This window comes from Bacillus sp. SJS, assembly GCF_000732485.2.
In the GTDB taxonomy this organism is placed as follows: domain Bacteria; phylum Bacillota; class Bacilli; order Bacillales; family Bacillaceae; genus Metabacillus_B; species Metabacillus_B sediminis.
In genome coordinates this window covers 150,231-174,887 of record NZ_JAQV02000026.1, presented here as the reverse complement: position 1 = coordinate 174,887, position 24,657 = coordinate 150,231, and the positions used below count along the sequence as shown (strand labels likewise).

The following is a 24,657-nucleotide window of genomic DNA, read 5'->3' as shown; positions in this document are numbered from 1 at the left end:
AAAAAAAACGAGCACGAACCAGAGATGGAAATAAATATCTAAGAAGTGCCCTGGTTGAAGCAGCAGCGAGTGCCATTCGTAAGAAAGATAGCTATTTGTCCGCTAAATATTATCGGCTAAAACGAAGACGAGGGACCAAAAAAGCAAGAGTAGCGATTGCCCATCAAATTCTGGTTATTGTATACCATTTAATGACTCGACAGGAGAGCTATAAAGAACTCGGTTCCGAACACTATAATGAGCAATCCATTGAGGCGAAAAAAAAGAAAGCGTTAAAACATTTAAAGGCTTTAGGTTATGAAGTAACCCTTACGTCCAACAAATCTGCTTAACAAACGTCCAAATAAGTTCATAAATAAATCAAGTCAGGGAACCAAAAAAAAACGAAATCTAGGCACCCTTAGCTTCGTGTTGTCTTTTTCAAGAAGTTATTTTCAGGGTAGCTTTTTAAAAAAGAAGAAATCCGCTGAACATCATTGATAAAGCGTTTACATCCATAGTTAGCAGAAAATTCAGCCTTGTAAAATAATATGACGGGATTTATAATGCAACTATGTATAAAATGTCTATTACATAAATACAAGTGTATTCTCTGAGAGGACATTTGTGTTTTGAGAGAGGGGAGACCATTCAGATGAAAGCTATTCAAGTTGGACTGCTCGGATTAGGTACGGTAGGAAGCGGGGTAGTCAAAATCATTCGCGAGCATCAGGATAAACTAATGCATCTGGTTGGCTGTCCAGTGGAAGTAAAAAAAGTGCTCGTTCGCGAGAAGGATAAGCAGCGTATGGTGGATGTGGATCCCTCATTACTCACAACGGATCCATATGAAGTCATCCTGGATAAGGACGTAGACGTATTAATTGAAGTCATGGGCGGAATCGAGCAGACGAAAGACTATTTGCTGGACGCTTTAAATGAAAAAAAACAGGTCGTTACGGCTAATAAGGACCTAATGGCTCTTTACGGTTCAGAACTCCTTGCTGCAGCTACTAAAAATGGCTGTGATTTATTTTATGAAGCGAGCGTGGCAGGCGGAATTCCAATCCTGAGGAGCCTTGTAGACGGACTTGCTTCAGACCGTATTACAAAAATGATGGGAATAGTAAACGGAACAACCAACTTTATCTTAACGAAAATGAGCAAGTATGGAAGTCCGTATTCAGATGTACTAAAAGAGGCTCAGCAGTTAGGCTACGCAGAGTCCGATCCTACAGCGGATGTGGAAGGACTTGATGCAGCGCGGAAAATGGCAATCCTCGCACGTCTTGGATTCTCCATGAATGTAGATTTAAAAGATGTCCAGGTAAGAGGGATTTCAGCGGTATCAGATGATGACATCAATTACAGTAAGCGGCTTGGGTATACAATGAAGCTGATTGGCATTGCTCATCGGCATAACAACAAAATTGAAGTCAGTGTTGAGCCGACCCTTCTGCCGGATTATCATCCGCTGGCAGCTGTAAATGATGAATACAATGCTGTGTATGTCTATGGAGAAGCGGTAGGGGAAACGATGTTCTACGGTCCGGGTGCAGGCAGTATGCCGACAGCTACAGCCGTCGTTTCTGATTTAGTTGGAGTTATGAAGAATATGAGACTCGGAGTGAACGGGAGAAGCGCTGTTTCCCCCCAATATGAAAAACAGATGAAGAAGGCGGAAGAAATCTTCGCTCAGCATTTCCTAAGAATTCATGTGAAGGATCAAGTAGGTGCACTAGCGAAAATTACCGGTCTGTTTTCAGAGCGGGGAGTAAGCTTCGAAAAAATTCTTCAGCTGCCGCTGAAAAACAGCGAGCTTGCAGAAATCGTCATCGTGACGCACCATGCCTCCCAAAAGGATTTTTCTGAAATTCAAACACAGCTGGATGAACTTGAAGTGGTCTCTCAGGTTAAAAGCACATACAGAGTCGAAGGGAATGGCGGGGTATGAGCTGGGAAGGACTTCTAAAAGCATACAAGGACTATCTGCCGGTTAATGAGGATACACCTGCCCTTACCTTAAATGAAGGCAATACGCCCCTGATTCGCTTGTCTAAACTGTCCGAACAGTTCGGAGTGGACTGGTATGTGAAAACTGAAGGAACGAATCCGACAGGGTCTTTTAAAGACCGCGGTATGGTCATGGCCGTTGCCAAAGCGAAAGAGGCAGGGAGCAATACCGTTATGTGCGCATCCACTGGAAATACCTCTGCCGCAGCCGCAGCCTATGCTGCAAGAGCGGGAATGAAAAGCATTGTTGTCATTCCTGAAGGCAAAATTGCTTTTGGAAAACTTGCACAGGCGGTTATGTATGGTGCCGAAATTTACTCCATTCCTGGAAATTTTGATGATGCTCTTAAGATTGTCCGCAGTGTATGCGCCAAGCTCCCGATTACATTAGTGAACTCTGTAAATCCATATCGGCTTGAAGGACAAAAAACAGCTGCCTTCGAAGTCTGTGATGCACTGGGAAGCGCACCGGACATCCTATCCATTCCAGTCGGAAATGCAGGCAATATATCAGCCTATTGGAAGGGATTTACGGAATATCATCAAGAAAAGCAAACCGGATTGCCCCAAATGAGAGGATTTGAGGCGGAAGGTGCTGCTGCGATTGTACGCAAACAGGTCATCGATCAGCCGGAAACGATTGCAACGGCCATCCGTATCGGCAACCCTGCCAGCTGGGAGCTCGCCGTTGCAGCGGCAGATCAGTCAGGGGGGAAGATTGATGAGGTAACGGACAATGAAATACTGGAGGCATACAGGCTCATTGCCAGATCAGAAGGTATTTTTGCAGAGCCCGCCTCATGCGCGTCGATCGCAGGGGTCATGAAACAGCTGAAAAGCGGAGAGATTCCTAAAGGGGTCCGGATTGTTTCGGTTCTGACTGGCAATGGCTTGAAGGATCCGAATACGGCCATTGATTATAATGAAATTAAACCAATTCTTCTCCCGAATGAGGAAGAGAGTATTTTAGAGCGTCTTAAAGGAGTACAGCCGGTATGAAAGAAGGAGAGATGCTTAAAATTAAAGTACCCGGCAGCACAGCGAACCTTGGGCCGGGCTTTGACTCCATCGGACTTGCGCTCAGCAAATATTTGATTTTGACTGTTTCTTTATCAGATTCATGGTTTTTTGAAGCAGAAAGTCCTGAAACTTCCGGGTTGCCTGAGGGAAAGGAAAACCTTATTTATCAGGTAGCGGAGCGGACCGCTTCTGAGTATGGGAGCAGGATGCCCGCCTGTCATGTTAAGGTATGGAGTGATATTCCTGTAGCCAGAGGGCTCGGAAGCAGTGCTGCTGCCATCGTTGCAGGAGTGGAGCTTGCAGATGCATTATGCGGGCTCGCTCTTACTCTTGAAGAGAAGGCGAGGCTTGCAAGTCTTGAGGAAGAACATCCGGACAATGCAGGGGCATCCGTGTATGGCGGAATGGTCATCGGACTCCACCAAAAAGATGAAACGAGCATCGTTCACTTGCCTGATTTCCAAATGGACCCAGTGGTCGTCGTTCCGTCATACAAGGTTTTTACAAAGGATGCAAGAGACGTACTCCCGGCAGCCTTGCCATTTAAATCAGCAGTGGAAGCGGGAGCTGTCGGAAATCTGCTCGTCGCTGCTCTCATGACAGGCAACTGGAAGCTTGCAGGAAAGATGATGGAGAAGGATCTGTTTCACCAGCCATACAGAGGAACGCTGACACCTGAATTAGAACTTGTTGCAGCTGCTGCCAAAAAAGCCGGCGCCTATGGCACAGCACTAAGCGGAGCCGGCCCCGCAGTGATCAGTTTTGCGAAAAAGGGAGAAGGTCAAAGGCTTGCAGATCTGCTTCGCAGGCAATTTCCTGACTGTCATGCAGACCTCCTGTTTGTTCCTTCGGAGGGCAGTACGGTCGAACGCTTTTCAAGCTATAACCATTCGGGAAACGTATGATAAAAAGACACGCTGAATCCTGCGTGTCTTTTTAGCGGTGCCATAAAACTAACATGTAATTTGCCGAAGCAAGTATAATGGCAATAAGGAGGAGTGCGCATAATGACCGATCGAAAAATAACATCAGAGGATTTATATAAAATAAAGACCCCTGCTGATCCGCGTATCTCGCCGGACGGCAGCCAAATCGTCTATACGGTATCATCCATTCTAGAAAAAACACATACCTATCAGTCCCATTTGCATGTAATCAACAGGCACACTCAAGCAATGGAGCAATGGACATTTGGCGAAAATAAAAATCATTCTCCGCGCTGGTCACCAGGGGGAAATCTTGCGTTTATATCAGACCGTTCAGGAACTCCTCAAGCTTATGTGATGAAAGCAGGCGGCGGGGAAGGCAGACAGCTTACTTTTTCCAGTCACGGCGTATCGAATCCGTTATGGATTGAAGAGGACCGCCTTCTATTTCTTACCTATTTACCGGAAAACGATTCCTATGAAAATCCAAAAAAGAAACCGGAGCACCCTGTGCCACTTGAAGTGACGCAGATCCGCTACAAATCTGACCGGGATGGATTTATCCGGGGTAGAAAAAGCAGATTATTTCAACTTGATCTGAGCACAGGGGAAACAAGAGAATTGGTAAGCTGCGAAGGAGATGCAGAAAGTCCTTCTGTGTCAGCCGGACAGCTTGCATACGTCCATACACCACCCGAAATTCCAGGTACAGGACTTGTTTCGGATATACATATTAAGAATTTAAAGACGGGAGCGGACAAAAACATAACGGGAGGAAGAGGGTTTTTCTCCAAACCTCAATTTTCTCCTGATGGCCGCTGCCTGGCGTTTTTCGGGCATGAGAAGGAATATAAAGGTGCTACCCTTCAAAAGCTTTGGCTCTACAATACGGAACATGAAACGCTGCAATGCCTGACGGGTGAATGGGATATGTACGCAGGGGATGCTGCTGTAAGTGACTCCTTATATGGAGCGGTTTCTCCGGATGTTCAATGGACAGCAGATTCCCAAGGATTTTATCTGATCGTAACAGATCGGGGCAGCACGGGAGTCTATTACGGTTCGATTGAAGGATTGATGTATCCAGTCCGAGTGGAAGAAGAGCATGTTAACGGGCTTGCAATGCACCCTTCAGAGCACTGGGGCGTGCTTTCAATCAGTACACCCATTTCTCCATCCGAGCTGTTTGAAGCGGACTTTCGAACAGGAGAAATTGTGAAGCTTACCCATCTGAACCAGCAATGGCTGGAGGCTGCCTTAATTTCAGCTCCACAAGCGTTTGAAGCAGAAGCGGAAGATGGATGGGGCATTCATGGATGGCTCATGAAGCCTGCGGTAATGGAAGAGGGGAAAAAATACCCGCTGATTCTGCAGATTCACGGAGGACCTCATATGATGTATGCCAACACTTATTTTCACGAATTTCAGGTCCTCGCTTCACAGGGCTACACCATTCTTTACGTAAACCCGCGCGGAAGCCATGGATATGGCCAGGATTTTGTGAATTTAAACCGGGGCGATTACGGAGGCAGTGATTACAAGGATTTAATGACGGCAGTCGATGCGGCCCTTGAGGAGTTTTCTTTTATTGACCAGGAAAGACTGGGTGTAACAGGCGGAAGCTACGGAGGATTTATGACGAACTGGATTGTGGGCCATACAAACCGCTTTAAAGCAGCCGTCACCCAGCGATCCATCAGCAACTGGCTCAGCTTTTACGGAGTGAGCGATATCGGCACGTTCTTCACAGAATGGGAAGTAGGCGGAACTATGCCAGGTGATGCCATGAAGCTTTGGGACCACTCTCCGCTGAAATATGCCGATGAAATCGACACGCCCCTTCTCATCCTTCACAGCGAAAAGGACTACAGGTGTCCAATCGAGCAGGCAGAACAGCTTTATATCCTTCTGAAGAGAAAAGGCAAAAATGTAAAATTCATTCGTTTTCCTGAACAAAATCACGAGCTATCCCGAAGCGGCCATCCTTTGCTGAGGGTAGAGCGGCTGAACGCGATCACTGCATGGTTTAATGAGCATGTGTAAAAAAAGAAGCCCCCGGTAAAAACCGGAGGCTTCTTCTCATTCATTAAAATACTTGCTCAACTTCCACTACACCCGGTACTTCTTCAAGCAATGCACGCTCTATACCAGCCTTCAGTGTAATCGTTGAACTTGGGCAGCTTCCGCAAGCTCCCAAAAGACGAAGTTTTACAATTCCATCTTCAATATCCACCAGTTCACAGTCTCCGCCATCGCGAAGCAAAAACGGACGCAATTTATCGAGTACTTCCTGTACTTGTTCTCTTTGATTTTCTTCCATAGCTATCGTCTCCTTCCTGCCACTATTATATTCCGGCATGTTAAAAAAATCGAATGCCGAGACTCGGAAATCTCCATATTTTCTCCTATTGTATCACATTTTTTTCGAGAAACCTACGGACAAATGATGCCTGTTAAAAACATATGCAAAAAGCGCGCAAATCGAATACAATGAAGAAAAGCATTGACCGCGGAGGGGGAAAACCATGAACATCGAAGTATATGGTGCAGAAGTATTATGTCCAAGCTGTGTAAACATGCCTTCATCAAAAGAGACACAAGAGTGGCTTAGTGCGGCACTCTCAAGAAAATACCCAAATCAATTCATTGAAGTCTCCTATATAGACATCCATAACCCCGATCTTGAAGGTAAAAAAAAAGAAATAGCCGAAAAAATTCAAAACGATGAATACTTTTATCCCCTCGTCGTCATTAACGGCAATGTGGTTGGAGAGGGCAATCCCCGGCTTAAAACAATTTGTGAAGAGCTTGAAAAACTCGGTCTCGTAAAGGGAGCATAAAGTTTGGTAAGGATTCGGGAGTATTCGACCATTTCAGCACCTTAATTTTCAAAATTAATTAAGTAAAATGACCTATTTTATGGTATAGTTTTCAAAAAGGAGGCTATATCATGAATAATAAAATGAACGCACTGAAAAACCATACAGTCATCTGAAATCACACATATGAATATGAAATCAATCAAACCAAGTGCATGATTGATATTCAACTTGAGAAAGACGGAAAAGGAAAGCTGCAATACAAAGTGTACGTTACAGATCAGAATGGAGTTTTCCATACCAGTTCAGCCGACCCATCAAAATCAAAAGCAGTTAGCAAGGCAATGATGAAGTATTCATGGATTACTGCGTAACCGGTACTTCCTTGTGAAATGAATCGTTAGTTTGGGGAAGTACTCTGATGAGAGTGCTTTTTTTTTGCGATTTTTAAGAGGGATCCTGAATTTGAAAAGCTCTGCTATACTAGGCTGTTGATTGCAGCTAGCAGGCGTTCGCTTATCCTTGGGCGGGCGGTGAGCCTCCTCCCGGCTTCGCCGCTGCGGGGTCTCACCTGTCCCGCTGCTCTCAGCACGGAGTCTCACGCCTTCCGCTTCAATCAACAAGTGTTTAAAAATTAACATAAAGCTTTAACATAGCCTAAAAATAAACAAACACGGAATTCCTTTGTACCTATACAAAATAGGTATAGAACTTCTTGTCCACCTGTAACACAGGAAAACTTGCGGGCAATTGCTCAAGCTCTATACTGATAAATCCATTTTTCTCGTAAAATCTATGAGCAGCTATAAATTGTGGAGTTGTTCCAAGAAATATTGCTGATATTGACTTTTCTTTGGCCCAATCTAAAGCAGTATTCAGCAATAGACTTGCTGTCTGAAATACTGGACCTCTGTATTCTTTCTTCACAAACATCTTTCTTAATGCCAATTGCTGGCTGCCTATATCAAGCAGGCTTATCGTACCGACTGCTTCACCCTCATAAACAGCTACCCAAAAGTTCCCATTACCTGTCTGGTAAAATTCTTTGATATTAAGTAAATCAGGCTGCTCATCCTTTGTAATGGCAACTTGGTATTCATCCTGTTGAATCGTTAGGATTAACTCTGTTATTTCATTCTGAAACTCATCTGCGTATTCTTTTATAACCGGAATGCTCAACTTTACCCCTCCATTAACCCCAGTTCTTTTTTTACAAAGCAAAAAAAAGGCGGAATGTATCCTCCGCCATGACCAATCAACCTCTATGAAACTTGTACATCCACAAAATCCCTGATTTTAGCAAGCGCGGAACCCGGCCCATAAGCGGCTTTTCGTTAAGTAGTCCAAAGCCATGCTTTTTACCGAGCGATCCTAGAATCCCTTTAAGTTTAAATTGCGGGAATGATTCAGGTTCCGGTTCGTTTTTCCAGCGTTTCAGTAAAACAATAACAATCTGTTCAGCCTGTGCTTCGGCAAGCTGGGCGCTTGGTGCATAAGGAAGGGAAGCGCAATCTCCCACCACAAATACGCTCTTATCATTCGGAATGTAATGCTGAGGAGTCAGCACGACACGGCCTTGTGTATCCTTTTCAACATCCATCTCGCGAACAATTTTACTAGGCTGAATTCCGGCTGTCCACACAATGACATCACTTTGAACAGGTTCATTATGATTGTAAACAACATTCGGCTCGACCTTCGTAATATTTGCGCCATTAATAATTTCAACTCCATGATCCTCAAACCAGCCCTGTACATAGCGGCTGAGTCTTTCCGGGAACATAGAGAGGATTGTTGCTCCCCGATCAAACAATTTAATCTTTAAATCTTTACGGCTCTCGCGAAGTTCACTTGCCAATTCAACACCGCTCAAACCTGCGCCTACTATGGAAACGATTGCACCTGCAGGCAGGTCATTAACCTTCCGATACGTCTTGCGTGACTGATCAATCGTTTGAATGCTGTATGAATATTCCTGTGCTCCTGGTACAGCATGGTATTTATCCTCACAGCCAAGACCCACTACAAGATCATCATAGCCTAGCGTTTCTCCATTCGTGAACACAATTTCTTTTTCTTTTCGGTCAATGGAAGCAACTTCCCCGTATTTATGAGTCAGGTTTTCATGCTCTGGAAAATCCACCCGGATGTGGTGATCAGAAATAGTTCCGGCTGCCAGCGCGTAGTATTCCGTTTTCAGGCAGTGATAGGGATTTTTATCAACCAGGGTGATTTGAACATCATTTGGAAGGTTATTTGGAAGCAGTCTTTGAAGAATTCTCATTCCCCCATACCCGCCGCCAAGAATTACTAGATTTTTCATATGCGGATTTCCCCTTCTCCCCATGGGAATTAATAAAAAAATAGTATTCTAAACTGATAAAATTAAAGAAAACCTTTTCAAAATGCCACTAAATAGTATATCGAATTTGCTGCAAAATCACAATATACCCCGGCAAAATATCCACTTACTATGTAAAAGTGCTGAATAGTACAACCTTATTACGTAAATGTGTTAAGTTAATTGTATCAAAGTGGACAGAGCTTTTGGAAGCCTCTATCCAATAAACATTGACGATTTTTATCGAAACAGGGTAGGATAAGAAAGAATTAGAGAGGTGATAGCATGAAGCCGATAATTGAATTTTGCATAAGCAATTTGGCAAACGGATCACAGCGGGCACTTGAAACGCTTGAAAAGGATCCAAACTTAGATATCGTGGAATACGGCTGTCTTGGATATTGCGGCAAATGCTTCGAATCCATGTATGCCCTTGTAAACGGTGAAGCCGTAACTGGCGAAACCGCCGACCAGCTCCTTGAAAATATCTATCAGCATCTGGAAGAGAATCCGATGTTCTAATATAAAAAGGATGGCCTCCCGAGGCCATCCTTTTCTATAAACTATTGGACAAGAGCTCTGGCCTCTCTCATTTCCTGCCACCTGTCCTTAGCCATTTCAACCAAACCTTTTTCAAGCGTCTGGCTCTGGTTTTCGATTATACGGGAAAAGTACCTTACCGCTTGAGTTTCCTTCCCGATTCTTCTGCTCAGCTCGCCGATTAAATAGAGCACTCTCATTTCCGTCATTTTCGTGCCTGCATAATCTTCCATCATATAAGATTGAATGTACTCCTTAAGAGCAAGCTCCAAAAAACGCATTTCCTGATCCTCAGTGCCCTCCGAACGGTACATCCAGGCGAGACGGTGAAGCAAACCGGCTTTCACCGAATGTTTTTCATGCTTAAGATCAGCGCAGTAAATCGCAAGCTTATAAGCTGAAAGGGCACCCTGCATCGACCTTTCCTGGCAATAATCATGCTTTGCCCAGTGATTCCATACATGCTCAGTTAGATGCTTTTTGGCTGGAACGGATAATTGAGGAGAAAACTCATCAGAAAATGAAAATCCGCAATTCGGGCACACCGATACATAGTATAGAAGCGGGTTGCAGCTTTCTGATTTGTATTTAGAGTAAAAATCCGAATCGTTGAACTCAATACGGATGAATGAAGAACGGAGTTTTTTAGTTTTGAAGGAAAAATCGCATAGAACACAAGTAGTATTTTTGTCATACAAATGAGCATTTCCCATTCTTATTCTCCTTTCGAATTCAATAAAGTAGTTCTATTATACCATAAAAAGACAGCGAAAACCTGAAACATGTATAATCCAGCTAAACAGAAAAAATAAAAACTCCTTACTAAAGTCGCAAGGAGTTCTTATCGTTCTATTCAAACGGGGGATATTCCTATTGTAGACCGCCTCCGCAAACTTTATACTTATAGAAATCATTTTTTTGGAGGACGGAAAATGGAGACCTTTCAATTTACAAAAATGCATGGCCTCGGCAACAATTATATCTATGTCAACATGTTTGAAGAAAACCTGAATGAATCAGACCTTCCCCGGCTTGCAAGAGAAGTCGCCAATCCATACACAGGAATAGGATCAGATGGAATGATCCTCATCTGCCCATCCGAACAGGCTCCAGTCAAAATGCGCATATTTAATAATGATGGCTCAGAGGCCCTAAACTGCGGAAACGGATTAAGATGCGTCGCAAAATACGCCTATGAACACAAGCTTGCAGCTGAAACTGTCTTTAAAATTGAAACACTCTCAGGCTTAGTAGAAGCTAAAATTCATCTCAGCGGCGATCAGGTCCAAGCAGTAACCGTGGATATGGGAAATCCAAGACTTCAGAAAAAAGACATACCAATGGATGGAGCCCCTGAAGAAACCGCGATAGCCGAAAACATGATCTTCCAGGGAGAAGCTTATGAAATTACCGCACTATCAATGGGAAATCCACATATTATTTTTTATATAGATGATATCCAAACAGCACCACTGACAACACTCGGCCCATCCGTTGAAAAAGATCCGAGATTCCATAACGGAATCAACGTCGAATTTATCGAAGTCGTGAACCAAAATGAACTGAACTTCCGGGTATGGGAAAGAGGATCCGGCATCACCCAGGCATGCGGAACTGGAGCATGCGCCGCTGCCGTCGCATCTGTACTGAATGGAAAATCCCCAAGAGGTGAAGACATCACCGTCCACCTGGCAGGCGGAGATTTGATTATTAACTGGACCGAACAAGGAAACGTCCTAATGACCGGCCCCGCAGAAGTCATCGCTGAAGGAACGTACCATATCCGCTAGCTCAAGAATTTGAGTCTGACCACCTCACCATGTATACTTAACCTATAGCCATTTATAAAAAGGAGTGATCACATGGCTGAAATAATTACAATTACAGAAGCAGCATCCTTTCAAATAAAAGACATGATGAAAGAACACGAAGAAGAAAATGCCTTCCTCCGCGTTGGAATTAAAGGCGGCGGCTGCAGCGGACTCTCCTACGGAATGGGATTTGACCACGAAAAACAAGAAGGCGACGTCGAACTCGAATTCTTCGGCATCCCCGTCCTAATCGATAAAGAAAGTGCACCGGCACTAAAAGGCACCATCATCGATTTCAAACAATCCTTGATGGGCGGGGGCTTCACCATCGATAATCCGAACGCCATCGCATCATGCGGCTGCGGATCATCGTTTGTGACAGCAACGAATAAGGGTACTCCGGAAGAGTGCTGAGGTAAGAATGAAGGTCCTAATTCAGGACCTTTTTTTCGTTTCCTTCCTCTTTCTCACTCCATTTTAATTCTTCAACGAAATGCTTATAGTTTTCTTCTGAAGGATGGGGAAAGTGACTTAGAGTTTTGTCTTTATAGAGGATCGCGCATTCAAGGCTCTTGACCAAATAAGGATAACTGCTCCATTTGTAGTTTTCCGCCTGCTGGACGGCCATGGCTTTGTAGGGGTTTAAATGGATATAGCGGGTTGTGTTGAGGAATTTGGAGATAGTCGTAATGGGATCAGCGTAGAATCTGCCTTCGAATAGATGGCCTTTGAAGTTATGTCTCGAGTTAAAGTATCTGGCGTATCGATAGTTAATTTCTTTCATAAAAATACTTGGCTGATGATCCAATACTTCGATAAGCAGGTGAACATGATTTTTCATTAAGCAAAAGGCGTGCAGTTTAAAGGGGTATTTGAGCTGGGTTTCTTGGAGAATAAGGAGATAGCGGTCTTTGTCACGATAATCTTCAAATAACGTCCACCTTCTAATAGCTCTAGCCGTTATATGATACATTCCACCAGGATTCTGGCTCCACTTTCTAGGACTTTGCATATAGTTCCGCCTTTCTATTTATTTAATTACTCTATTCTGCAAAAACATTCCAACTCCTTCAACAATTTTTGCTGCCGGTAAAATTATTAGGAGATGAGGGGGAGTCAGGAATTATAGGATTGCAAGACAAACCGGAAATACAGGGGGGTTGTCAGACAAAATCGTCAGACAAACTGGAAATCAGGGGATTTGTCAGACAAAATAGTCAGACAAACCGGAAATACAGGAGTTTGTCAGACAAAATCGTCAGACAAACTGGAAATACAGGGGTTTGTCAGACAAAATAGTCAGACAAACCGGAAATACAGGGGTTTGTCAGACAAAATCGTCAGACAAACTGGAAATCAGGGTGTTTGTCAGACAAAATAGTCAGACAAACCGGAAATACAGGAGTTTGTCAGACAAAATAGTCAGACAAACTTGAAATCAGGGGGTTTGTCAGACAAAATAGTCAGACAAACCGGAAATACAGGGGTTTGTCAGACAAAATCGTCAGACAAACTGGAAGTCAGGGGATTTGTCAGACAAAATAGTCAGACAAACATCAAAAACTCCCACACCATTTTCACACCCAAAAATCGCATAAAAAAAACCGCCCCTTCAAAGGAGGGCGGTATTACATTATTTCTCAAACAAACTAGTACTATGAAGCGGCTGAACGCGCGCTTTTGGATCAATGTATGCTTTTGCGTTGTTGACAGCAGTTGGTGCTTCACCAAAACCGCTGGCGATGAGCTTCACTTTTCCTTCGTACGTACAAATATCTCCTGCTGCGTAGATGCCTTCGATGTTTGTTTCCATTTTTGAGTTCACAAGAATATTATTCTTTTCGATGTTCAGATCCCAGTTTTTAATTGGACCAAGCGAGGAAACGAATCCGAAGTTGACAATGAGGTCATCAATCTCAATGACTTCTTTGCGCTCGCCTTTTACTTCCTGAAGGACGACTTGTTCAATGCGGTCTTCACCGATAATTTCCTCAGGAATAAATGGAGTCATGACTTCGACCTTGGAGTTCATCAGCTGTTCTACGCTGTGCTCGTGGGCACGGAATTTGTCGCGGCGGTGGACAAGTGTGACTTTTTCCGCGATTGGTTCAAGCATAAGGGCCCAGTCAAGAGCTGAATCTCCGCCGCCGCAGATCATGACGCGTTTGCCGGCAAAGGACTTAAGATCATCGATGAAGTAGTGCATGTTTTTGCCTTCGTATTGCGGAGCATTTTCAAGTTCAAGGCGGCGCGGCTGGAATGCTCCGTTTCCAGCGGTGATGATGATGGTTTTTGTATAGTGGATTTCAGAGTTGGTGGTCAGCTTAAAGACGCCGTCCGCTTGTTTTTCGACTTCTTCCACTGCCTGATCCAAGGCAACGGCAGGGTTGAACATAGCCATTTGCTCTTTTAAATTGTTGATAAGTTCCTGCGCACGGACTTTTGGAAAACCAGCTACATCATATATGTATTTTTCAGGATAAAGGGCAGAAAGCTGTCCGCCAAGCTGAGGAAGACTTTCGATGATTTTAACGCTTGTTTGTCTCATTCCTCCATAAAATGCTGTGAACAAGCCGACGGGTCCTCCGCCAATGATGGTAATGTCGTAAACCTTTGTATCTTCTTTCACAATGCAACCCCCTAATTGATAACTATTCTTACTTATATCATACCATATTTTTTTGGGAAGCTCATCTTCCAAAAAAATCTGGTAAGTTTTTCCTAATCTAGAGATTGCAGCCTTTTCTTTCATAATCGAATGGCGAATAGAGTGCAATTTAAGTAAGTATCCTACCTTATTTTCGGAATTTTCGCAACTGATGATTTGGGTTAATTAGAACTTGAAAAACATTTCACAAAGGATTAATATTGGTAATAGGCATAATTGTTAATTTTTTGTGAACCATTCTTTAAATGGTGGATTATTTTTTTGTGTACTATATAGTGAAGTATTTCACAAAGTTTTTGGCAAAAAACAAAATAAAATGGTGAAAAGAAGCGGAAAATATACGAAGGTATTATTTTCAGTTCTCTTATTCCCACAAATTTAGTAAAGGTGATGTGATTTGTCTTGAATAAACCAAAAGTAGTGGTTTTAGGTGCAGGTTATGGTGGTTTAATTACGGTTAACCGTCTTTCAAAATTAGTAGGTGTTAATGATGCGGATATTACGCTTGTTAACAAAAACGATTACCATTATGAAACAACATGGCTGCATGAAGCTTCAGCAGGTACGCTTCATCACGATAAATGCCGTTACCAAATCAAAGAAGTAATCAGCAGCCGTGTGAACTTCGTGCAGGATACAGTAACTGCGATCAAACCGGAAGAGAAGAAAATTGTTCTTGAAAAAGGCGAGCTTGATTACGACTATCTGGTTGTTTCACTGGGTTCTCAGCCTGAAACTTTCGGAATTCAAGGTTTGAAGGAATATGCTTTCGGAATTACAAACATTAATGCTGCCCGCCAATTGCGTGAGCATATTGAACTTCAGTTCGCAACGTATCAGACTGAAGAAGTAAAACAGGATGACCGTTTAACAATTGTTGTTGGGGGAGCAGGATTCACAGGTATCGAGTTCCTTGGAGAACTTTCCAACCGTGTTCCAAAGCTTTGCCGCGAATATGATATTGATCCTAAGAAAGTCCGCATCATCTGTGTGGAAGCTGCTCCGACGGCTCTTCCAGGATTTGATCCGGAACTTGTTGAGTATGCAGTTAATCATCTTGAGCGCAAAGGTGTAGAATTCAAAATCGGTACAGCTATTAAAGAATGTACGGAAGATGGAATCGTCGTTGCTAAAGATGATCATATGGAAGAAATCAAAGCTGGTACAGTTGTATGGGCTGCAGGAGTTCGCGGAAACAGTGTTGTAGAAGAAGCTGGATTCGAGAACATGCGCGGACGCGTTAAAGTTACTCCTGATCTTCTTGCACCTGGCCACAAAGATGTATTCATCATTGGAGATTGCTCATTGATTATCAATGAAGAAATCAATCGTCCATACCCTCCAACTGCACAAATTGCGATGCAGCAGGGTGAAACTTGTGCGAAAAACCTATCCGTATTAATTAAAGGCCAGGGAGAAATGGAAGGCTTTAAAGCTGACATTAAAGGTACAGTTGCTTCCCTTGGTGAAGATGATGCAGTAGGAACCGTTTTCGGCAAGAAGCTTGTTGGAACGAAAGCATCGTTCATGAAGAAGATGATCGACAACCGTGCGCTATACATGGTGGGCGGACCTGGTATGGTCATGAAAAAAGGAAAATTCAAGTTCTTTTAATAAGTAAGGAAAGGCAAAAGCTTATAGCTTTTGCCTTTTATTATTTTTGGGTACATAATAAATGGCATATACCATATGATGGAATGACAGAAAGAGGAGTGGCATCATGACAAGTAAACGGGGAAATGTTTGGCTGGCTGCTGCAGGTATCGTTACTGATGAATCGAACAGGTGGCTTGTTGTAAAAAAGAAATACGGCGGTTTGATGGGGAAGTGGTCCTTGCCGGCAGGATTTGTGGATGGAAATGAAACGATTGATCAGGCTGTAATCAGAGAGATTTATGAGGAAACAGGGGTTAAGGCGGTCATCGATGGAATTGTTGGGGTAAGATCCGGCGTTATTAAAGGACAGGTCAGTGACAACATGATTATCTTTAAACTGCGGGCAGCAAGCAATGTGATCCGCATCCAGGAAGATGAGCTCTTTGAGGCAGCATTTATTCCTTACGAGCAGCTGAAAACGGATCCGGATGCGTCTTTGCTGATTACAGCTCTGGCAGAAAAAGATATTCATCCTAAACTGGAGTTATTTGATCAGCTGGATCCTGGAGAGCAATTCCAGTACTCCGCGTATAACTTATTTTTATAATTTTCAAAAAAATAAGAAAATTAAAGAAAACAGGAGTGCGGACTTGATGTATTCGCTTTCATTAGCTCTTTTGTCATCTTATCTGACTTTATTGTTGACAAGATACCTGCTATCTTAATTAACAATAGATCGTAAAGGGGAGATTAGAGATGGCTGCATTGAAGGCTGAAAAGAGAGAGTGTCCATATTGCTCAGGTAAGGGATATTTTCAGTTGCTGCTAGGCGGTACAGAAACCTGCGATTTTTGCAATGGAACTGGAAAAAAGTCTTGAAATATAGAAAATTCAGGGAAATTCATATTGACGTATCTAATGCGCTTTCAGTACACTGAAATTGGTGTATTGGAGGTGTTTTAGGTATGATATTGCCGGTATTTATCATTTCAATCGTATTGTTCTTTGTATTGTTCTTTGGAATCGGCTTTTTATTGAACATGCTGCTTAGAATGTCTTGGATCATGGCCATTATTTATCCGGTTGTATGCATTTTAATTATTGATGATACAGCTGCAGCCTCTTATTTCACAGCACCGGGAGAGTCTTTTCCCGCCCTGCTTCATAAAGTAGTTTCTCTTCAGGGAGTAGATGTCACCATTTTAATAAGCGGTCTTGCAGGTGCAATTTGTTCTGGACTGGTTATCCAGACGTTAAGAAAAAGAGGATATCAAATGTTCTGAGGCTTCCGATTGTTCGGAGGTTTTTTTATTTGTTCTGACTCGCAATCATGCAGCCATTAGGGTGTGGAAATCAATTCAGTAACATATCCTTTTGTTACAAATTTTTCAATTTCCCTCATGAAGAATATTTTTGTTTCCGGACGGGAACAAATAGTCTAGTGAGGGGAGTGAGAGTAAGAGAATGAGAAAGCTTGGAATATGGTCGAGGCGTTTTGTTATGGCCATGCTTTTTGCAGGAGCATTGGCTGCAACGTTTGAGGGTGTCTCAGGCGTTAAAGCGAGAGAACTGACCCAAGATTTATATAATACGTATACATATCAAAATGAAAAAGACGGATCTCTGCGTTTCTTTGGACTTGCTATGAAGTTTTTGCCATCAGATCACCATTTGGCGGCACTAACTTCTTCAAATTCAGCGGTGAGTAAGAAGGATTCCTTGGAGACGGCTTTTGATTGGGAGAAGTATCCGAAGCATAAGGTTCTTGCTACCGGCTATACGGCGGGATTTGAGTCGACAGGTAAAAATCCCGGTCATCCTGAATATGGAATTACTTATTCCGGTGTTAAGGTGAAGCGGGATTTGTTTTCTACGATCGCTGCAGATTTAACTGTATTTCCGATTGGGACGGTGCTTTTTATCCCTGATTATGGATATGGCGTTGTGGCGGATAAAGGTGCAGCCATTAAAGGTGACAGGCTGGACTTGTATTTTAATACAGTCGCTGATGTTTATAAAAATTGGGGCAAAAAAGAACTTGAGGTTTATGTTGTTAAAAAAGGGGACGGCAGCTTTACGGAAAAGGAACTGGCAAAGCTGAATGAAAGTGAATCCCTGCAAGCATTCAGACAGCAATACACTAAACCGAAAACTGGATATTAAGGCGAAAAAGGCAGCTGGGATCTTCTCCAGCTGCCTTTACCATTTGGCTATAATTTGCATTTAATTTCAAAGAATTTTCCTTCCTGAATAGATTGAAGAATTCCGAATAAGGGAGATTTCGTCCTTAAAATGGTCTGGATGCAGGATAGCAGCAAGGTTGGCCAGTCCTTCATACAGTCTTGGAGATGGCCTGCAAAAAAGCGCTTCCTGCAGCATAATTACTCTGCCGTTGCGCAGAGCTGATAATTCGGATGACCGAGTCCTTTTTTGAACATGCTCAATTTTCATTTTTGATTCTTTCACTCCGACCCAGACCAGGAAGAAATAATCGGGGTCCTTTGTTAAAATATCCTCCCAGTCCGTTTGAATGCTGGGGATTTCGGTTTGACTGAAAATGTTTTCTCCGCCCGCAAGACAGCTCATCTCAGTCAGCCAGTTTGTTCCTCCAGGAGTGAAAATCGGCTTTGGCCACCACTCAAAATAGACGGAGGGTTTAGAGGAAAGCTCCAGTGACTTAATTTCAAATTGCTTTACAATCGAGCGGAGCACCTTCGTTTTTTCCTGTGCCTTATCAAGGCAGCCAGTTCTTTCCCCTAATCTCATCAGATCGTCGTTTAAATCTTCAAAGGATTGCGGGTCAAATACCATATACGGAAGATTTCTCCGTTCGAGTTCTTCAATATTTTTCTCCATGCCCGGGACACTGAGGGAAGCGAGCACTAAGTCGGGCTCGCATTTTTCGAGATCATCCATCCGTATCGACAAATCGGGACCGAGTCTTGGCAGGTGTTTAATTTCCTCCGGCCAATCCGAAAAATCGTCGAGTCCTACTAATTGGTCCGCCAATCCCAGGCAGACGGTAAGCTCGGTATTGCTGGGGCAAATCGAAACAATTTTCATCTGGTTCACCTCATGCCCTATAGTTGGAAAAAGAGGTAATGCATTAACAGGGTAAGCAGAATTCCAGTAATCCCGCCGAAAAAAACTTCAATTGGCTGATGGCCTAGTAATTCCTTTAGCCTCTTTTGTTTTTCCTGTTCCTGATTTTGCTGCCAATCTTTCGCTTCTTTCATAAAACGGTTAAAATCAATGACCAGTTTATTAAGAACAGTGGCTTGTTCACCCGCATGGCGGCGAACTCCCGTTGCATCAAACATGGTGATAACTGCAAATATTGCCGACACGGCAAATAGGGTGGAACCGAGACCTTCTTCGAGTGCCACGGCTGTTGTCAGGGCAGTTACGGCTGCTGAATGGGAGCTGGGCATACCGCCTGTACTGGTTACGAGTGACCAATCCCATTTTCTAATGGCAATAAAATGAATGGGTACTTTCACAACCTGAGCGAAAAATATTGCAGTCAGAGCAGCTATTAAAGGGAAATTATAAAATATATCCATAATGGATTCTCCTGCCTTCCATATGTATCAGCACTTGATTGTGTTTAAATTCCCCCCTTCTGATAAAATAAAGATAACAGGCGAAGGGGGACCGCTTTATGGATGGTTATCCGGAGGAATACTACCAGTTTTTCATCCATTTTAATGAAGGCGATTTCTATACGTGCCACGACCTCCTGGAGGAAATGTGGCTGACAGACAAGTCCAACCTATTTTTAAAGGGTTTGCTTCAAATGTCTGTTGCCCTTTATCATTACAGCTACGGCAACTTAAAAGGGTCAAGAGCCATGATGCGCGCTGGCAGGCAGTACATACAGTCCTACCGCCCGATTTACTGGGGCATTGATTTGGAAAAAGTAAGTCAGTTCATGGAAAATTGTTTACTTATTATACCACAGGTCCCGGATAAGGTACCTTATGAAATGACTAAGGAGCTGCCCAGACTCCCCTTGCTCATTCTATACCTTGAATAGACCGATTAAAAACACGTGATGGAGGAATGTGACATGTTCAAAGTAATGGATACGCTTACTGGAAATGAAGAAACCCTGATTACAGGATTATTTAAAAAGACACAGTCTTTGCAGGGCACACTTGCAGCTATAGATGAGAGCCTTGAAGGGCATGTGACGGCATTGCTAAAAGAAGGGGATATTAGTGCGGACTCCATGGCCGTTGCGAAAATTTTTCCATTAGGAAAAACGCAAATAAAAAGAATTTACATTTCCGGGCTGGGAAGGGAAAAGGAATGGGGTTTCGAAGCAGCAAGAGAAGCATTCGGCAATATCGTGAAACGTCTTCTTGCTGACCGGAAAACAGAGGCAGTCATTGATTTGGACTCTTTTACTTCTGAACACCTGAACGGATTGGAAGCAGCACACGCATTGGCTGAGGCACTCGAGCTCGCTTCCTATAAAATTAAAGATTATAAGCATAAATCAAATGAACCAGAAAAAAAGATTGAAGAGCTAACGGTTTTGACGAAAGAAGATGCTTCCGAGATAAAAGCTGCTTTAATTGTTGGAGCTGCACATGGGAGAGGCACAAATTCAGCGAGGACGCTTGTGAATATGCCGTCGAACATTCTAAAGGCAAATGAGCTTGCAGAACATGCGAAAATGCTTGCCGATCGATATGGCTTCGAGTGCGAAATTCTTGAAAAAGAAGAGATGCAGAAGCTTGGTATGGGCGCGATGCTTGCTGTAAACCAAGGTTCCGCTGAGCCTCCTAAAATGATTACGCTGAAATACAATGGAAATGAGAACAGTACGGAAACAATTGGCCTTGTAGGCAAAGGAATCACCTTTGATACAGGCGGATATTCCATTAAAACGAAATCAGGAATTGTCGGAATGAAAACGGATATGGGAGGCGCTGCTGCCGTGCTTGGAGCGATGGAAATTATCGGCGAGCTAAAGCCTGAGCAAAACGTAGTGGCGGTTATTCCTTCTACAGACAATGTCATTTCAGCAACTGCCTTCAAGCCGGACGATGTCATCATTTCCATGAGCGGAAAAACAATTGAAGTGTTAAATACCGATGCCGAAGGAAGGCTTGTCCTTGCAGATGCCATCACATATGCCAAACATCATGGAGCGACCCATTTAGTTGATGTTGCGACTCTGACCGGGGGAGTAATTGTTGCATTAGGAAATGATATGACGGGTGCAACGACGAATAATGACGCCCTTTATGAACAAGTGACAGCGGCATCTAAGGAATGCGGGGAGCCAATCTGGCAGCTGCCGATTACAGAAAAAGATACAAAACGTGTAAAAAGCAGCAAAATGGCAGATCTGAGTAATTCTCCTGGAAGAGAGGGACATGCGATTATGGCTGCGGCTTTCTTGAAAGAGTTTGCTGAAGATACTCCGTGGGTCCACTTGGATATTGCAGGTACTTCGGTTACGAACAAAGAAAGCCGTCTTGGACCATCTGGTGCGACAGGAGTCATGGCAAGAACACTCGCTACATTCATAGAAAATTTTGAGGTCTAACAAGAAACAGGGCTTCCGCCTAACTCTCTGGACAATCCGACTGCATAGTTTACAGTAGGCAGGATTATACAGAAAGAGTTTTGGAGGTTATGTGATGAGTGAACAAATTAATTTATATGAAGATATGAGGCGGCCATTTGGCTTTGGCGGCTTTGGAAGACCAGGGTTTGGCTTTGGAAGGCCGGGATTTGGCTTTGGAGGCTTCGGCCGTCCGTTCGGCTTTGGCTTTGGAAGACCATTCGGATTTGGATATGGCTTCGGGCCATTTGGCTACGGCTTTCCCTTGGGCTTGGCGGGAGGATTAGCTGCTTCTGCCTTACTGAGCCCTTATTATGGGTATGGCTATGGATATCCGTATTACCCGTATCCATATTATGGATACCCTTATTATTAATTAGAAACAGGCCGGATCGATCAAGGATCCGGTCTTTTCTATTGGAAAATTCCTTTAACATACTAATGTGATAAAACAAACCGTTGACATAGGTTCTCATTCTGTGATAATTTAGGAACATGTCATTTTATTGCTCTACCATATTAGCAAACTAAAGGATTTTTGGAGGTTCTGTTATGAATGCTGTCATTTTAGCTGTTGCCGTTCTTCTAGTGCTAAGCCTTGTCAGAGTAAATGTTGTATTTTCTCTGATTATCGGTGCATTGGCAGGGGGGTTCGCAAGCGGCTTGGATATAAAAACAATTGGAGAAGCTTTTACTTCCGGATTGGGAGGAAATGCTGCAGTCGCTCTCAGCTATGCATCACTTGGTGCATTTGCCGTTGCGCTTACTAAAACCGGGCTGCCGGATGCAATGGTGCACTTTGCGATTAAACTAGTAGGCAGAGAAGGAGAATCGAATAGAAAAACTCTTTCCAAGGTTTTGATCTTATTCATCATCCTGCTGGTTTCGATTTCTTCTCAAAATATCGTACCTGTTCATATCGCATTTATTCCCGTTTTAATTCCGCCTCTATTAAAGATCTTTAATCAGCTTCAAATTGACCGAAGACTTGTGGCTGCTGTTATTACATTTGGTTTAATTACACCGTATATGTATATTCAAGCAGGTTTCGGAGCAATTTTTCATGGGATTTTAAGAGATAATATGAAGCAAGCGGGACTTGCTATTAAACTTTCGGATATTCCAGATGCCATGCTCATTCCTTCTTTAGGAATGGTAACCGGCTTAATACTTGCTTTCTTTTTCTATAGAAAGAAAAGGATTTATGAAGATCGTGAAATTACAGGGGCAGAGGCAGTAGCCTTTTCTAAAAAATCTCTCAGCTTTGCGGCAGCGGCCATTATTATATCCCTTGCTGTTCAGTTATACCTGTCACACCTGGAGATTGAGGGAGGAATGATTTTCGGAGCCCTTGCGGGAATTGCGGTTCTCTATATTACAGGCGCGATGAAATGGAAGGAAGCAGATGGAATCCTGACAAAAGGGATGCAGATGATGGCATTCATCGGATTCGTTATGCTTGCTGCATCGGGCTTTGCCAGTGTAATGGAAGAAACCGGCCATATTGAGAAGATGGTGAGAGGTGCTTCAGCACTAATCGGAGATAACCAGTCATTAGCTGCGCTGCTCATGCTTATAGTTGGATTGCTCGTCACGATGGGAATAGGGTCTTCCTTTTCAACGGTTCCCATTATTACAGCTTTATTTGTCCCATTGTGTATAAACCTCGGCTTTAGTCCTTTAGCTACGATCGCTATTATTGGAACGGCAGGTGCACTTGGAGACGCAGGTTCACCTGTATCGGACAGTACACTTGGTCCCACATCGGGCTTAAATGCAGATGGAGAGCATGACCATGTCTGGGATACTACTGTTCCGACATTTCTCCTCTATAACATTCCGCTCATCCTGTTTGGATGGATAGCGGCAATGGTTCTCTGACTTCGGTATATCGTCTGTTTTTAAAGACTTTATATATAGCCATGATTGGAAAAAGGGCCTTCTCTAGGGGCCCTTTTTCGTTTGCAGAAATAAAAAGACTGCCGGAATCCTCCGGCAGTCAGATATTATGCTTGCAATTGTATATTTTTCCATGCGTTAAGGAGTTCAGCGTCGTCCCAGTCGAACAAATAATCGGCTGCAGATGGGGTATAATGTAATACTTCTGTTTCATATTGTTCGCGGTCCAGCTCACTCAAAAAATAGCGTTTAATCGCTAATCCAGACATGATCTTCACCTCTTTTATTACGATACTTGCATTATGCCAAAATGGAGCTCTATTTATACCTCCGGCGGCAATAGTTAATAGAATACCTCAAATCCCAGGGCAATTCAACCCATTTTGTTTATTTTTCCCTGATATTTTATGCAGTAATGATCTGTAAGTTGTATGATTTCTCCAATTTCGCTTGATTGAAAAGGGTATTTTGGCATACGATGCTGTTTTGAAATAGATGAACAGCAACCCGAGGAGCGGACGCTTAGAAAAGAGCAGTGAGTGAAAGCCGTGTCCGATAAATGAGAGCAAGTGTCCGATATGCGCATGTGAGTGGCCGATAAAAGAGAACAAGAGTCCGATATGGCGTGTGAGTGGCCGATAAAAGAGTACAAGAGTCCGATATCCGCGTGAATGAGCGATATCCGGTAATCAGTGTCCGATAAATGAGAGAAAGTGTCCGATATGCGCATGTGAGTGGTCGATAAAAGAGTACAAGAGTCCGATATCCGCTTCTGCCGCATAAAAAAGGAAGGCAGCTCCTGACTGCCTTCCTATATATCCCTTTATGCTGCCCGCTGTTTTGTTTGACGGTTTCCCTTTTTTACCTGATGATAGATACGCGGAGTGATAAGGGCTGCGAAGATGGTGAACACAACATCTTTAACGGCGAACCATACCATGATCTGCCATGCTGCCAAGTAGGAAAGCTTGGCCCCTGCTACGTAATTGATGATTGCATACATGTAGGTTGTTCCGAACAAGTAAATTACGATGATTCCTGCAAATGCAGCGGCCATAAATACCGGAAGCTTCGGATTTTTGTTCCATTCTACGATTTTTCCTGCTGCATAAGCGGCTAATATGTAGGAAAGAATAAATCCGCCGGTTTTTCCAAAAAGAATGCCAAATCCCGAAGAAAATCCAGCAAAGACAGGTGCACCTGCAGCGCCTATAAGTGCATAGACCGTCATAGATACCGCTCCCAAACGGCTACCGAGCAAAAGCCCTGAAAGCACACAGAAAAAAGGAGCCATTGACAGCGGTACTCCCGCAACCTGCAAAAACGGCACCCATGAAGTTAAATTTGCCCCGACTGCCATTAAAGCGGCAAACATGCTGGCGTATACTAAATCAATTGTCTGAAATTTTCTACCCATCCCATAATTCTCCTTTACACCTATAGGCTTTTATATATAGACTAATAGAA

Annotated in this window: 29 protein-coding genes; 19 read left to right on the top strand and 10 right to left on the bottom strand. The window is 43.3% G+C overall.

Going from position 1 to position 24,657, the window contains the following annotated elements; genetic code table 11:
- From AS29_RS17025 to AS29_RS17005, 5 genes are all read left to right on the top strand, one after another.
- On the top strand, window positions 1-332 hold a 332-nt coding region (locus tag AS29_RS17025; protein WP_035411148.1), incomplete at its 5' end, for a transposase.
- Between the two features lie 302 nt (window positions 333-634).
- The gene (locus AS29_RS17020; RefSeq protein ID WP_035411145.1) at window positions 635-1,933 is read left to right on the top strand and encodes a homoserine dehydrogenase; all 1,299 of its coding nucleotides are present in this window, start codon (window positions 635-637) and stop codon (window positions 1,931-1,933) included.
- Entirely contained in the window at window positions 1,930-2,991 is a 1,062-nt protein-coding gene (gene thrC / locus AS29_RS17015; protein WP_035411143.1) for a threonine synthase, read from the top strand. Before AS29_RS17020 ends, thrC begins: the two co-directional genes overlap by 4 nt.
- On the top strand, window positions 2,988-3,917 hold the full coding sequence (thrB, locus tag AS29_RS17010) for a homoserine kinase (RefSeq protein WP_035411140.1): 930 nt from the start codon (window positions 2,988-2,990) through the stop codon (window positions 3,915-3,917). Before thrC ends, thrB begins: the two co-directional genes overlap by 4 nt.
- Before the next feature lie 102 nt (window positions 3,918-4,019).
- Window positions 4,020-5,981, top strand: a complete 1,962-nt coding sequence (locus tag AS29_RS17005; RefSeq protein WP_035411139.1) for a S9 family peptidase — start codon at window positions 4,020-4,022, stop codon at window positions 5,979-5,981.
- A 43-nt stretch (window positions 5,982-6,024) separates the two neighbouring features.
- On the opposite strand, the gene AS29_RS17000 is transcribed toward AS29_RS17005, so the two are convergent.
- Entirely contained in the window at window positions 6,025-6,258 is a 234-nt protein-coding gene (locus tag AS29_RS17000; protein ID WP_035411136.1) for a NifU family protein, read from the bottom strand.
- Between the two features lie 205 nt (window positions 6,259-6,463).
- Between AS29_RS17000 and AS29_RS16995 the strand changes: the two genes are divergently transcribed.
- Window positions 6,464-6,778 carry a YuzD family protein gene (locus AS29_RS16995; RefSeq protein WP_035411133.1) on the top strand — a complete coding sequence of 105 codons (315 nt, stop codon included), beginning with the start codon at window positions 6,464-6,466 and terminating at the stop codon, window positions 6,776-6,778.
- Between the two features lie 194 nt (window positions 6,779-6,972).
- A complete protein-coding gene (locus tag AS29_RS21450; RefSeq protein ID WP_156505969.1) occupies window positions 6,973-7,131 on the top strand; it encodes a hypothetical protein in 159 nt (52 codons plus the stop codon).
- A gap of 316 nt (window positions 7,132-7,447) precedes the next feature.
- Here AS29_RS21450 and AS29_RS16990 read toward each other — a convergent pair whose 3' ends face one another.
- Window positions 7,448-7,936, bottom strand: a complete 489-nt coding sequence (locus AS29_RS16990) for a GNAT family N-acetyltransferase (protein ID WP_035411130.1) — start codon at window positions 7,934-7,936, stop codon at window positions 7,448-7,450.
- A gap of 76 nt (window positions 7,937-8,012) precedes the next feature.
- Window positions 8,013-9,080, bottom strand: coding sequence for an NAD(P)/FAD-dependent oxidoreductase (locus tag AS29_RS16985; protein ID WP_035411127.1), 1,068 nt, complete (start codon window positions 9,078-9,080; stop codon window positions 8,013-8,015).
- A gap of 303 nt (window positions 9,081-9,383) precedes the next feature.
- Between AS29_RS16985 and AS29_RS16980 the strand changes: the two genes are divergently transcribed.
- Entirely contained in the window at window positions 9,384-9,620 is a 237-nt protein-coding gene (locus AS29_RS16980) for a YuzB family protein (RefSeq protein WP_035411124.1), read from the top strand.
- A gap of 41 nt (window positions 9,621-9,661) precedes the next feature.
- On the opposite strand, the gene AS29_RS16975 is transcribed toward AS29_RS16980, so the two are convergent.
- Window positions 9,662-10,351 (bottom strand): DUF2225 domain-containing protein, encoded by a 690-nt coding sequence (locus AS29_RS16975; protein WP_035411121.1) that lies wholly within the window; start codon window positions 10,349-10,351, stop codon window positions 9,662-9,664.
- A 219-nt stretch (window positions 10,352-10,570) separates the two neighbouring features.
- Between AS29_RS16975 and dapF the strand changes: the two genes are divergently transcribed.
- Together dapF and AS29_RS16965 are read left to right on the top strand one after the other, a co-directional pair.
- The gene (gene dapF, locus AS29_RS16970) at window positions 10,571-11,428 is read left to right on the top strand and encodes a diaminopimelate epimerase (RefSeq protein WP_035411118.1); all 858 of its coding nucleotides are present in this window, start codon (window positions 10,571-10,573) and stop codon (window positions 11,426-11,428) included.
- 72 nt (window positions 11,429-11,500) lie between these two features.
- Window positions 11,501-11,863, top strand: coding sequence for a HesB/IscA family protein (locus tag AS29_RS16965; RefSeq protein WP_035411115.1), 363 nt, complete (start codon window positions 11,501-11,503; stop codon window positions 11,861-11,863).
- 16 nt (window positions 11,864-11,879) lie between these two features.
- On the opposite strand, the gene AS29_RS16960 is transcribed toward AS29_RS16965, so the two are convergent.
- Together AS29_RS16960 and yumC are read right to left on the bottom strand one after the other, a co-directional pair.
- Window positions 11,880-12,461: a transposase gene (locus AS29_RS16960; RefSeq protein WP_035411112.1), complete on the bottom strand. Its 582-nt coding sequence runs from the start codon at window positions 12,459-12,461 to the stop codon at window positions 11,880-11,882.
- Window positions 12,462-13,082: 621 nt separating this feature from the next.
- The gene (gene yumC / locus AS29_RS16955; protein ID WP_035411109.1) at window positions 13,083-14,078 is read right to left on the bottom strand and encodes a ferredoxin--NADP reductase 2; all 996 of its coding nucleotides are present in this window, start codon (window positions 14,076-14,078) and stop codon (window positions 13,083-13,085) included.
- A 441-nt stretch (window positions 14,079-14,519) separates the two neighbouring features.
- On the opposite strand from yumC, the gene AS29_RS16950 reads away from it, so the two are divergent.
- From AS29_RS16950 to AS29_RS16935, 5 genes are all read left to right on the top strand, one after another.
- A complete protein-coding gene (locus AS29_RS16950) occupies window positions 14,520-15,731 on the top strand; it encodes an NAD(P)/FAD-dependent oxidoreductase (protein WP_035411106.1) in 1,212 nt (403 codons plus the stop codon).
- Between the two features lie 106 nt (window positions 15,732-15,837).
- Window positions 15,838-16,320, top strand: coding sequence for an NUDIX domain-containing protein (locus AS29_RS16945; protein WP_035411103.1), 483 nt, complete (start codon window positions 15,838-15,840; stop codon window positions 16,318-16,320).
- Between the two features lie 149 nt (window positions 16,321-16,469).
- A complete protein-coding gene (locus tag AS29_RS21660) occupies window positions 16,470-16,592 on the top strand; it encodes a YuiA family protein (protein WP_197491624.1) in 123 nt (40 codons plus the stop codon).
- 86 nt (window positions 16,593-16,678) lie between these two features.
- The gene (locus AS29_RS16940) at window positions 16,679-16,996 is read left to right on the top strand and encodes a YuiB family protein (RefSeq protein ID WP_035411100.1); all 318 of its coding nucleotides are present in this window, start codon (window positions 16,679-16,681) and stop codon (window positions 16,994-16,996) included.
- Window positions 16,997-17,177: 181 nt separating this feature from the next.
- Window positions 17,178-17,876, top strand: coding sequence for a 3D domain-containing protein (locus AS29_RS16935; protein WP_035411098.1), 699 nt, complete (start codon window positions 17,178-17,180; stop codon window positions 17,874-17,876).
- A gap of 66 nt (window positions 17,877-17,942) precedes the next feature.
- On the opposite strand, the gene AS29_RS16930 is transcribed toward AS29_RS16935, so the two are convergent.
- Together AS29_RS16930 and AS29_RS16925 are read right to left on the bottom strand one after the other, a co-directional pair.
- Complete coding sequence (locus AS29_RS16930) at window positions 17,943-18,776, bottom strand: cobalamin-binding protein (RefSeq protein ID WP_051860800.1); 834 nt, start codon at window positions 18,774-18,776, stop codon at window positions 17,943-17,945.
- Between the two features lie 17 nt (window positions 18,777-18,793).
- Window positions 18,794-19,276, bottom strand: coding sequence for a divergent PAP2 family protein (locus tag AS29_RS16925; protein ID WP_035411095.1), 483 nt, complete (start codon window positions 19,274-19,276; stop codon window positions 18,794-18,796).
- A 98-nt stretch (window positions 19,277-19,374) separates the two neighbouring features.
- On the opposite strand from AS29_RS16925, the gene AS29_RS16920 reads away from it, so the two are divergent.
- The 4 genes from AS29_RS16920 to AS29_RS16905 all read left to right on the top strand — a co-directional run bounded on the left by AS29_RS16920 (window position 19,375) and on the right by AS29_RS16905 (window position 23,172).
- Window positions 19,375-19,749 carry a DUF309 domain-containing protein gene (locus tag AS29_RS16920; protein WP_035411092.1) on the top strand — a complete coding sequence of 125 codons (375 nt, stop codon included), beginning with the start codon at window positions 19,375-19,377 and terminating at the stop codon, window positions 19,747-19,749.
- A 33-nt stretch (window positions 19,750-19,782) separates the two neighbouring features.
- Window positions 19,783-21,273 (top strand): leucyl aminopeptidase, encoded by a 1,491-nt coding sequence (locus AS29_RS16915; RefSeq protein ID WP_035411091.1) that lies wholly within the window; start codon window positions 19,783-19,785, stop codon window positions 21,271-21,273.
- A gap of 94 nt (window positions 21,274-21,367) precedes the next feature.
- Window positions 21,368-21,667, top strand: a complete 300-nt coding sequence (locus tag AS29_RS16910; protein WP_035411087.1) for a hypothetical protein — start codon at window positions 21,368-21,370, stop codon at window positions 21,665-21,667.
- Window positions 21,668-21,843: 176 nt separating this feature from the next.
- On the top strand, window positions 21,844-23,172 hold the full coding sequence (locus AS29_RS16905; protein WP_035411084.1) for a Na+/H+ antiporter family protein: 1,329 nt from the start codon (window positions 21,844-21,846) through the stop codon (window positions 23,170-23,172).
- A 125-nt stretch (window positions 23,173-23,297) separates the two neighbouring features.
- On the opposite strand, the gene AS29_RS21445 is transcribed toward AS29_RS16905, so the two are convergent.
- Entirely contained in the window at window positions 23,298-23,459 is a 162-nt protein-coding gene (locus tag AS29_RS21445; RefSeq protein ID WP_156505968.1) for a hypothetical protein, read from the bottom strand.
- A 554-nt stretch (window positions 23,460-24,013) separates the two neighbouring features.
- A complete protein-coding gene (locus AS29_RS16900; protein ID WP_035411081.1) occupies window positions 24,014-24,607 on the bottom strand; it encodes a biotin transporter BioY in 594 nt (197 codons plus the stop codon).
- Window positions 24,608-24,657: the final 50 nt, after the last annotated feature.

What these genes read in the sequence shown, in the direction of transcription:
- AS29_RS17020 (WP_035411145.1), top strand. Translation starts at nt 635, where the DNA reads ATGAAAGCTATTCAAGTTGGACTGCTCGGATTAGGTACGGTAGGAAGC.
- thrC (WP_035411143.1), top strand. Translation starts at nt 1,930, where the DNA reads ATGAGCTGGGAAGGACTTCTAAAAGCATACAAGGACTATCTGCCGGTT.
- thrB (WP_035411140.1), top strand. Translation starts at nt 2,988, where the DNA reads ATGAAAGAAGGAGAGATGCTTAAAATTAAAGTACCCGGCAGCACAGCG.
- AS29_RS17005 (WP_035411139.1), top strand. Translation starts at nt 4,020, where the DNA reads ATGACCGATCGAAAAATAACATCAGAGGATTTATATAAAATAAAGACC.
- AS29_RS17000 (WP_035411136.1), bottom strand. Translation starts at nt 6,258, where the DNA reads ATGGAAGAAAATCAAAGAGAACAAGTACAGGAAGTACTCGATAAATTG.
- AS29_RS16995 (WP_035411133.1), top strand. Translation starts at nt 6,464, where the DNA reads ATGAACATCGAAGTATATGGTGCAGAAGTATTATGTCCAAGCTGTGTA.
- AS29_RS21450 (WP_156505969.1), top strand. Translation starts at nt 6,973, where the DNA reads ATGATTGATATTCAACTTGAGAAAGACGGAAAAGGAAAGCTGCAATAC.
- AS29_RS16985 (WP_035411127.1), bottom strand. Translation starts at nt 9,080, where the DNA reads ATGAAAAATCTAGTAATTCTTGGCGGCGGGTATGGGGGAATGAGAATT.
- AS29_RS16980 (WP_035411124.1), top strand. Translation starts at nt 9,384, where the DNA reads ATGAAGCCGATAATTGAATTTTGCATAAGCAATTTGGCAAACGGATCA.
- AS29_RS16975 (WP_035411121.1), bottom strand. Translation starts at nt 10,351, where the DNA reads ATGGGAAATGCTCATTTGTATGACAAAAATACTACTTGTGTTCTATGC.
- dapF (WP_035411118.1), top strand. Translation starts at nt 10,571, where the DNA reads ATGGAGACCTTTCAATTTACAAAAATGCATGGCCTCGGCAACAATTAT.
- AS29_RS16965 (WP_035411115.1), top strand. Translation starts at nt 11,501, where the DNA reads ATGGCTGAAATAATTACAATTACAGAAGCAGCATCCTTTCAAATAAAA.
- AS29_RS16960 (WP_035411112.1), bottom strand. Translation starts at nt 12,461, where the DNA reads ATGCAAAGTCCTAGAAAGTGGAGCCAGAATCCTGGTGGAATGTATCAT.
- AS29_RS16945 (WP_035411103.1), top strand. Translation starts at nt 15,838, where the DNA reads ATGACAAGTAAACGGGGAAATGTTTGGCTGGCTGCTGCAGGTATCGTT.
- AS29_RS21660 (WP_197491624.1), top strand. Translation starts at nt 16,470, where the DNA reads ATGGCTGCATTGAAGGCTGAAAAGAGAGAGTGTCCATATTGCTCAGGT.
- AS29_RS16940 (WP_035411100.1), top strand. Translation starts at nt 16,679, where the DNA reads ATGATATTGCCGGTATTTATCATTTCAATCGTATTGTTCTTTGTATTG.
- AS29_RS16935 (WP_035411098.1), top strand. Translation starts at nt 17,178, where the DNA reads ATGAGAAAGCTTGGAATATGGTCGAGGCGTTTTGTTATGGCCATGCTT.
- AS29_RS16930 (WP_051860800.1), bottom strand. Translation starts at nt 18,776, where the DNA reads ATGAAAATTGTTTCGATTTGCCCCAGCAATACCGAGCTTACCGTCTGC.
- AS29_RS16925 (WP_035411095.1), bottom strand. Translation starts at nt 19,276, where the DNA reads ATGGATATATTTTATAATTTCCCTTTAATAGCTGCTCTGACTGCAATA.
- AS29_RS16920 (WP_035411092.1), top strand. Translation starts at nt 19,375, where the DNA reads ATGGATGGTTATCCGGAGGAATACTACCAGTTTTTCATCCATTTTAAT.
- AS29_RS16915 (WP_035411091.1), top strand. Translation starts at nt 19,783, where the DNA reads ATGTTCAAAGTAATGGATACGCTTACTGGAAATGAAGAAACCCTGATT.
- AS29_RS16910 (WP_035411087.1), top strand. Translation starts at nt 21,368, where the DNA reads ATGAGTGAACAAATTAATTTATATGAAGATATGAGGCGGCCATTTGGC.
- AS29_RS16905 (WP_035411084.1), top strand. Translation starts at nt 21,844, where the DNA reads ATGAATGCTGTCATTTTAGCTGTTGCCGTTCTTCTAGTGCTAAGCCTT.
- AS29_RS21445 (WP_156505968.1), bottom strand. Translation starts at nt 23,459, where the DNA reads ATGTCTGGATTAGCGATTAAACGCTATTTTTTGAGTGAGCTGGACCGC.
- AS29_RS16900 (WP_035411081.1), bottom strand. Translation starts at nt 24,607, where the DNA reads ATGGGTAGAAAATTTCAGACAATTGATTTAGTATACGCCAGCATGTTT.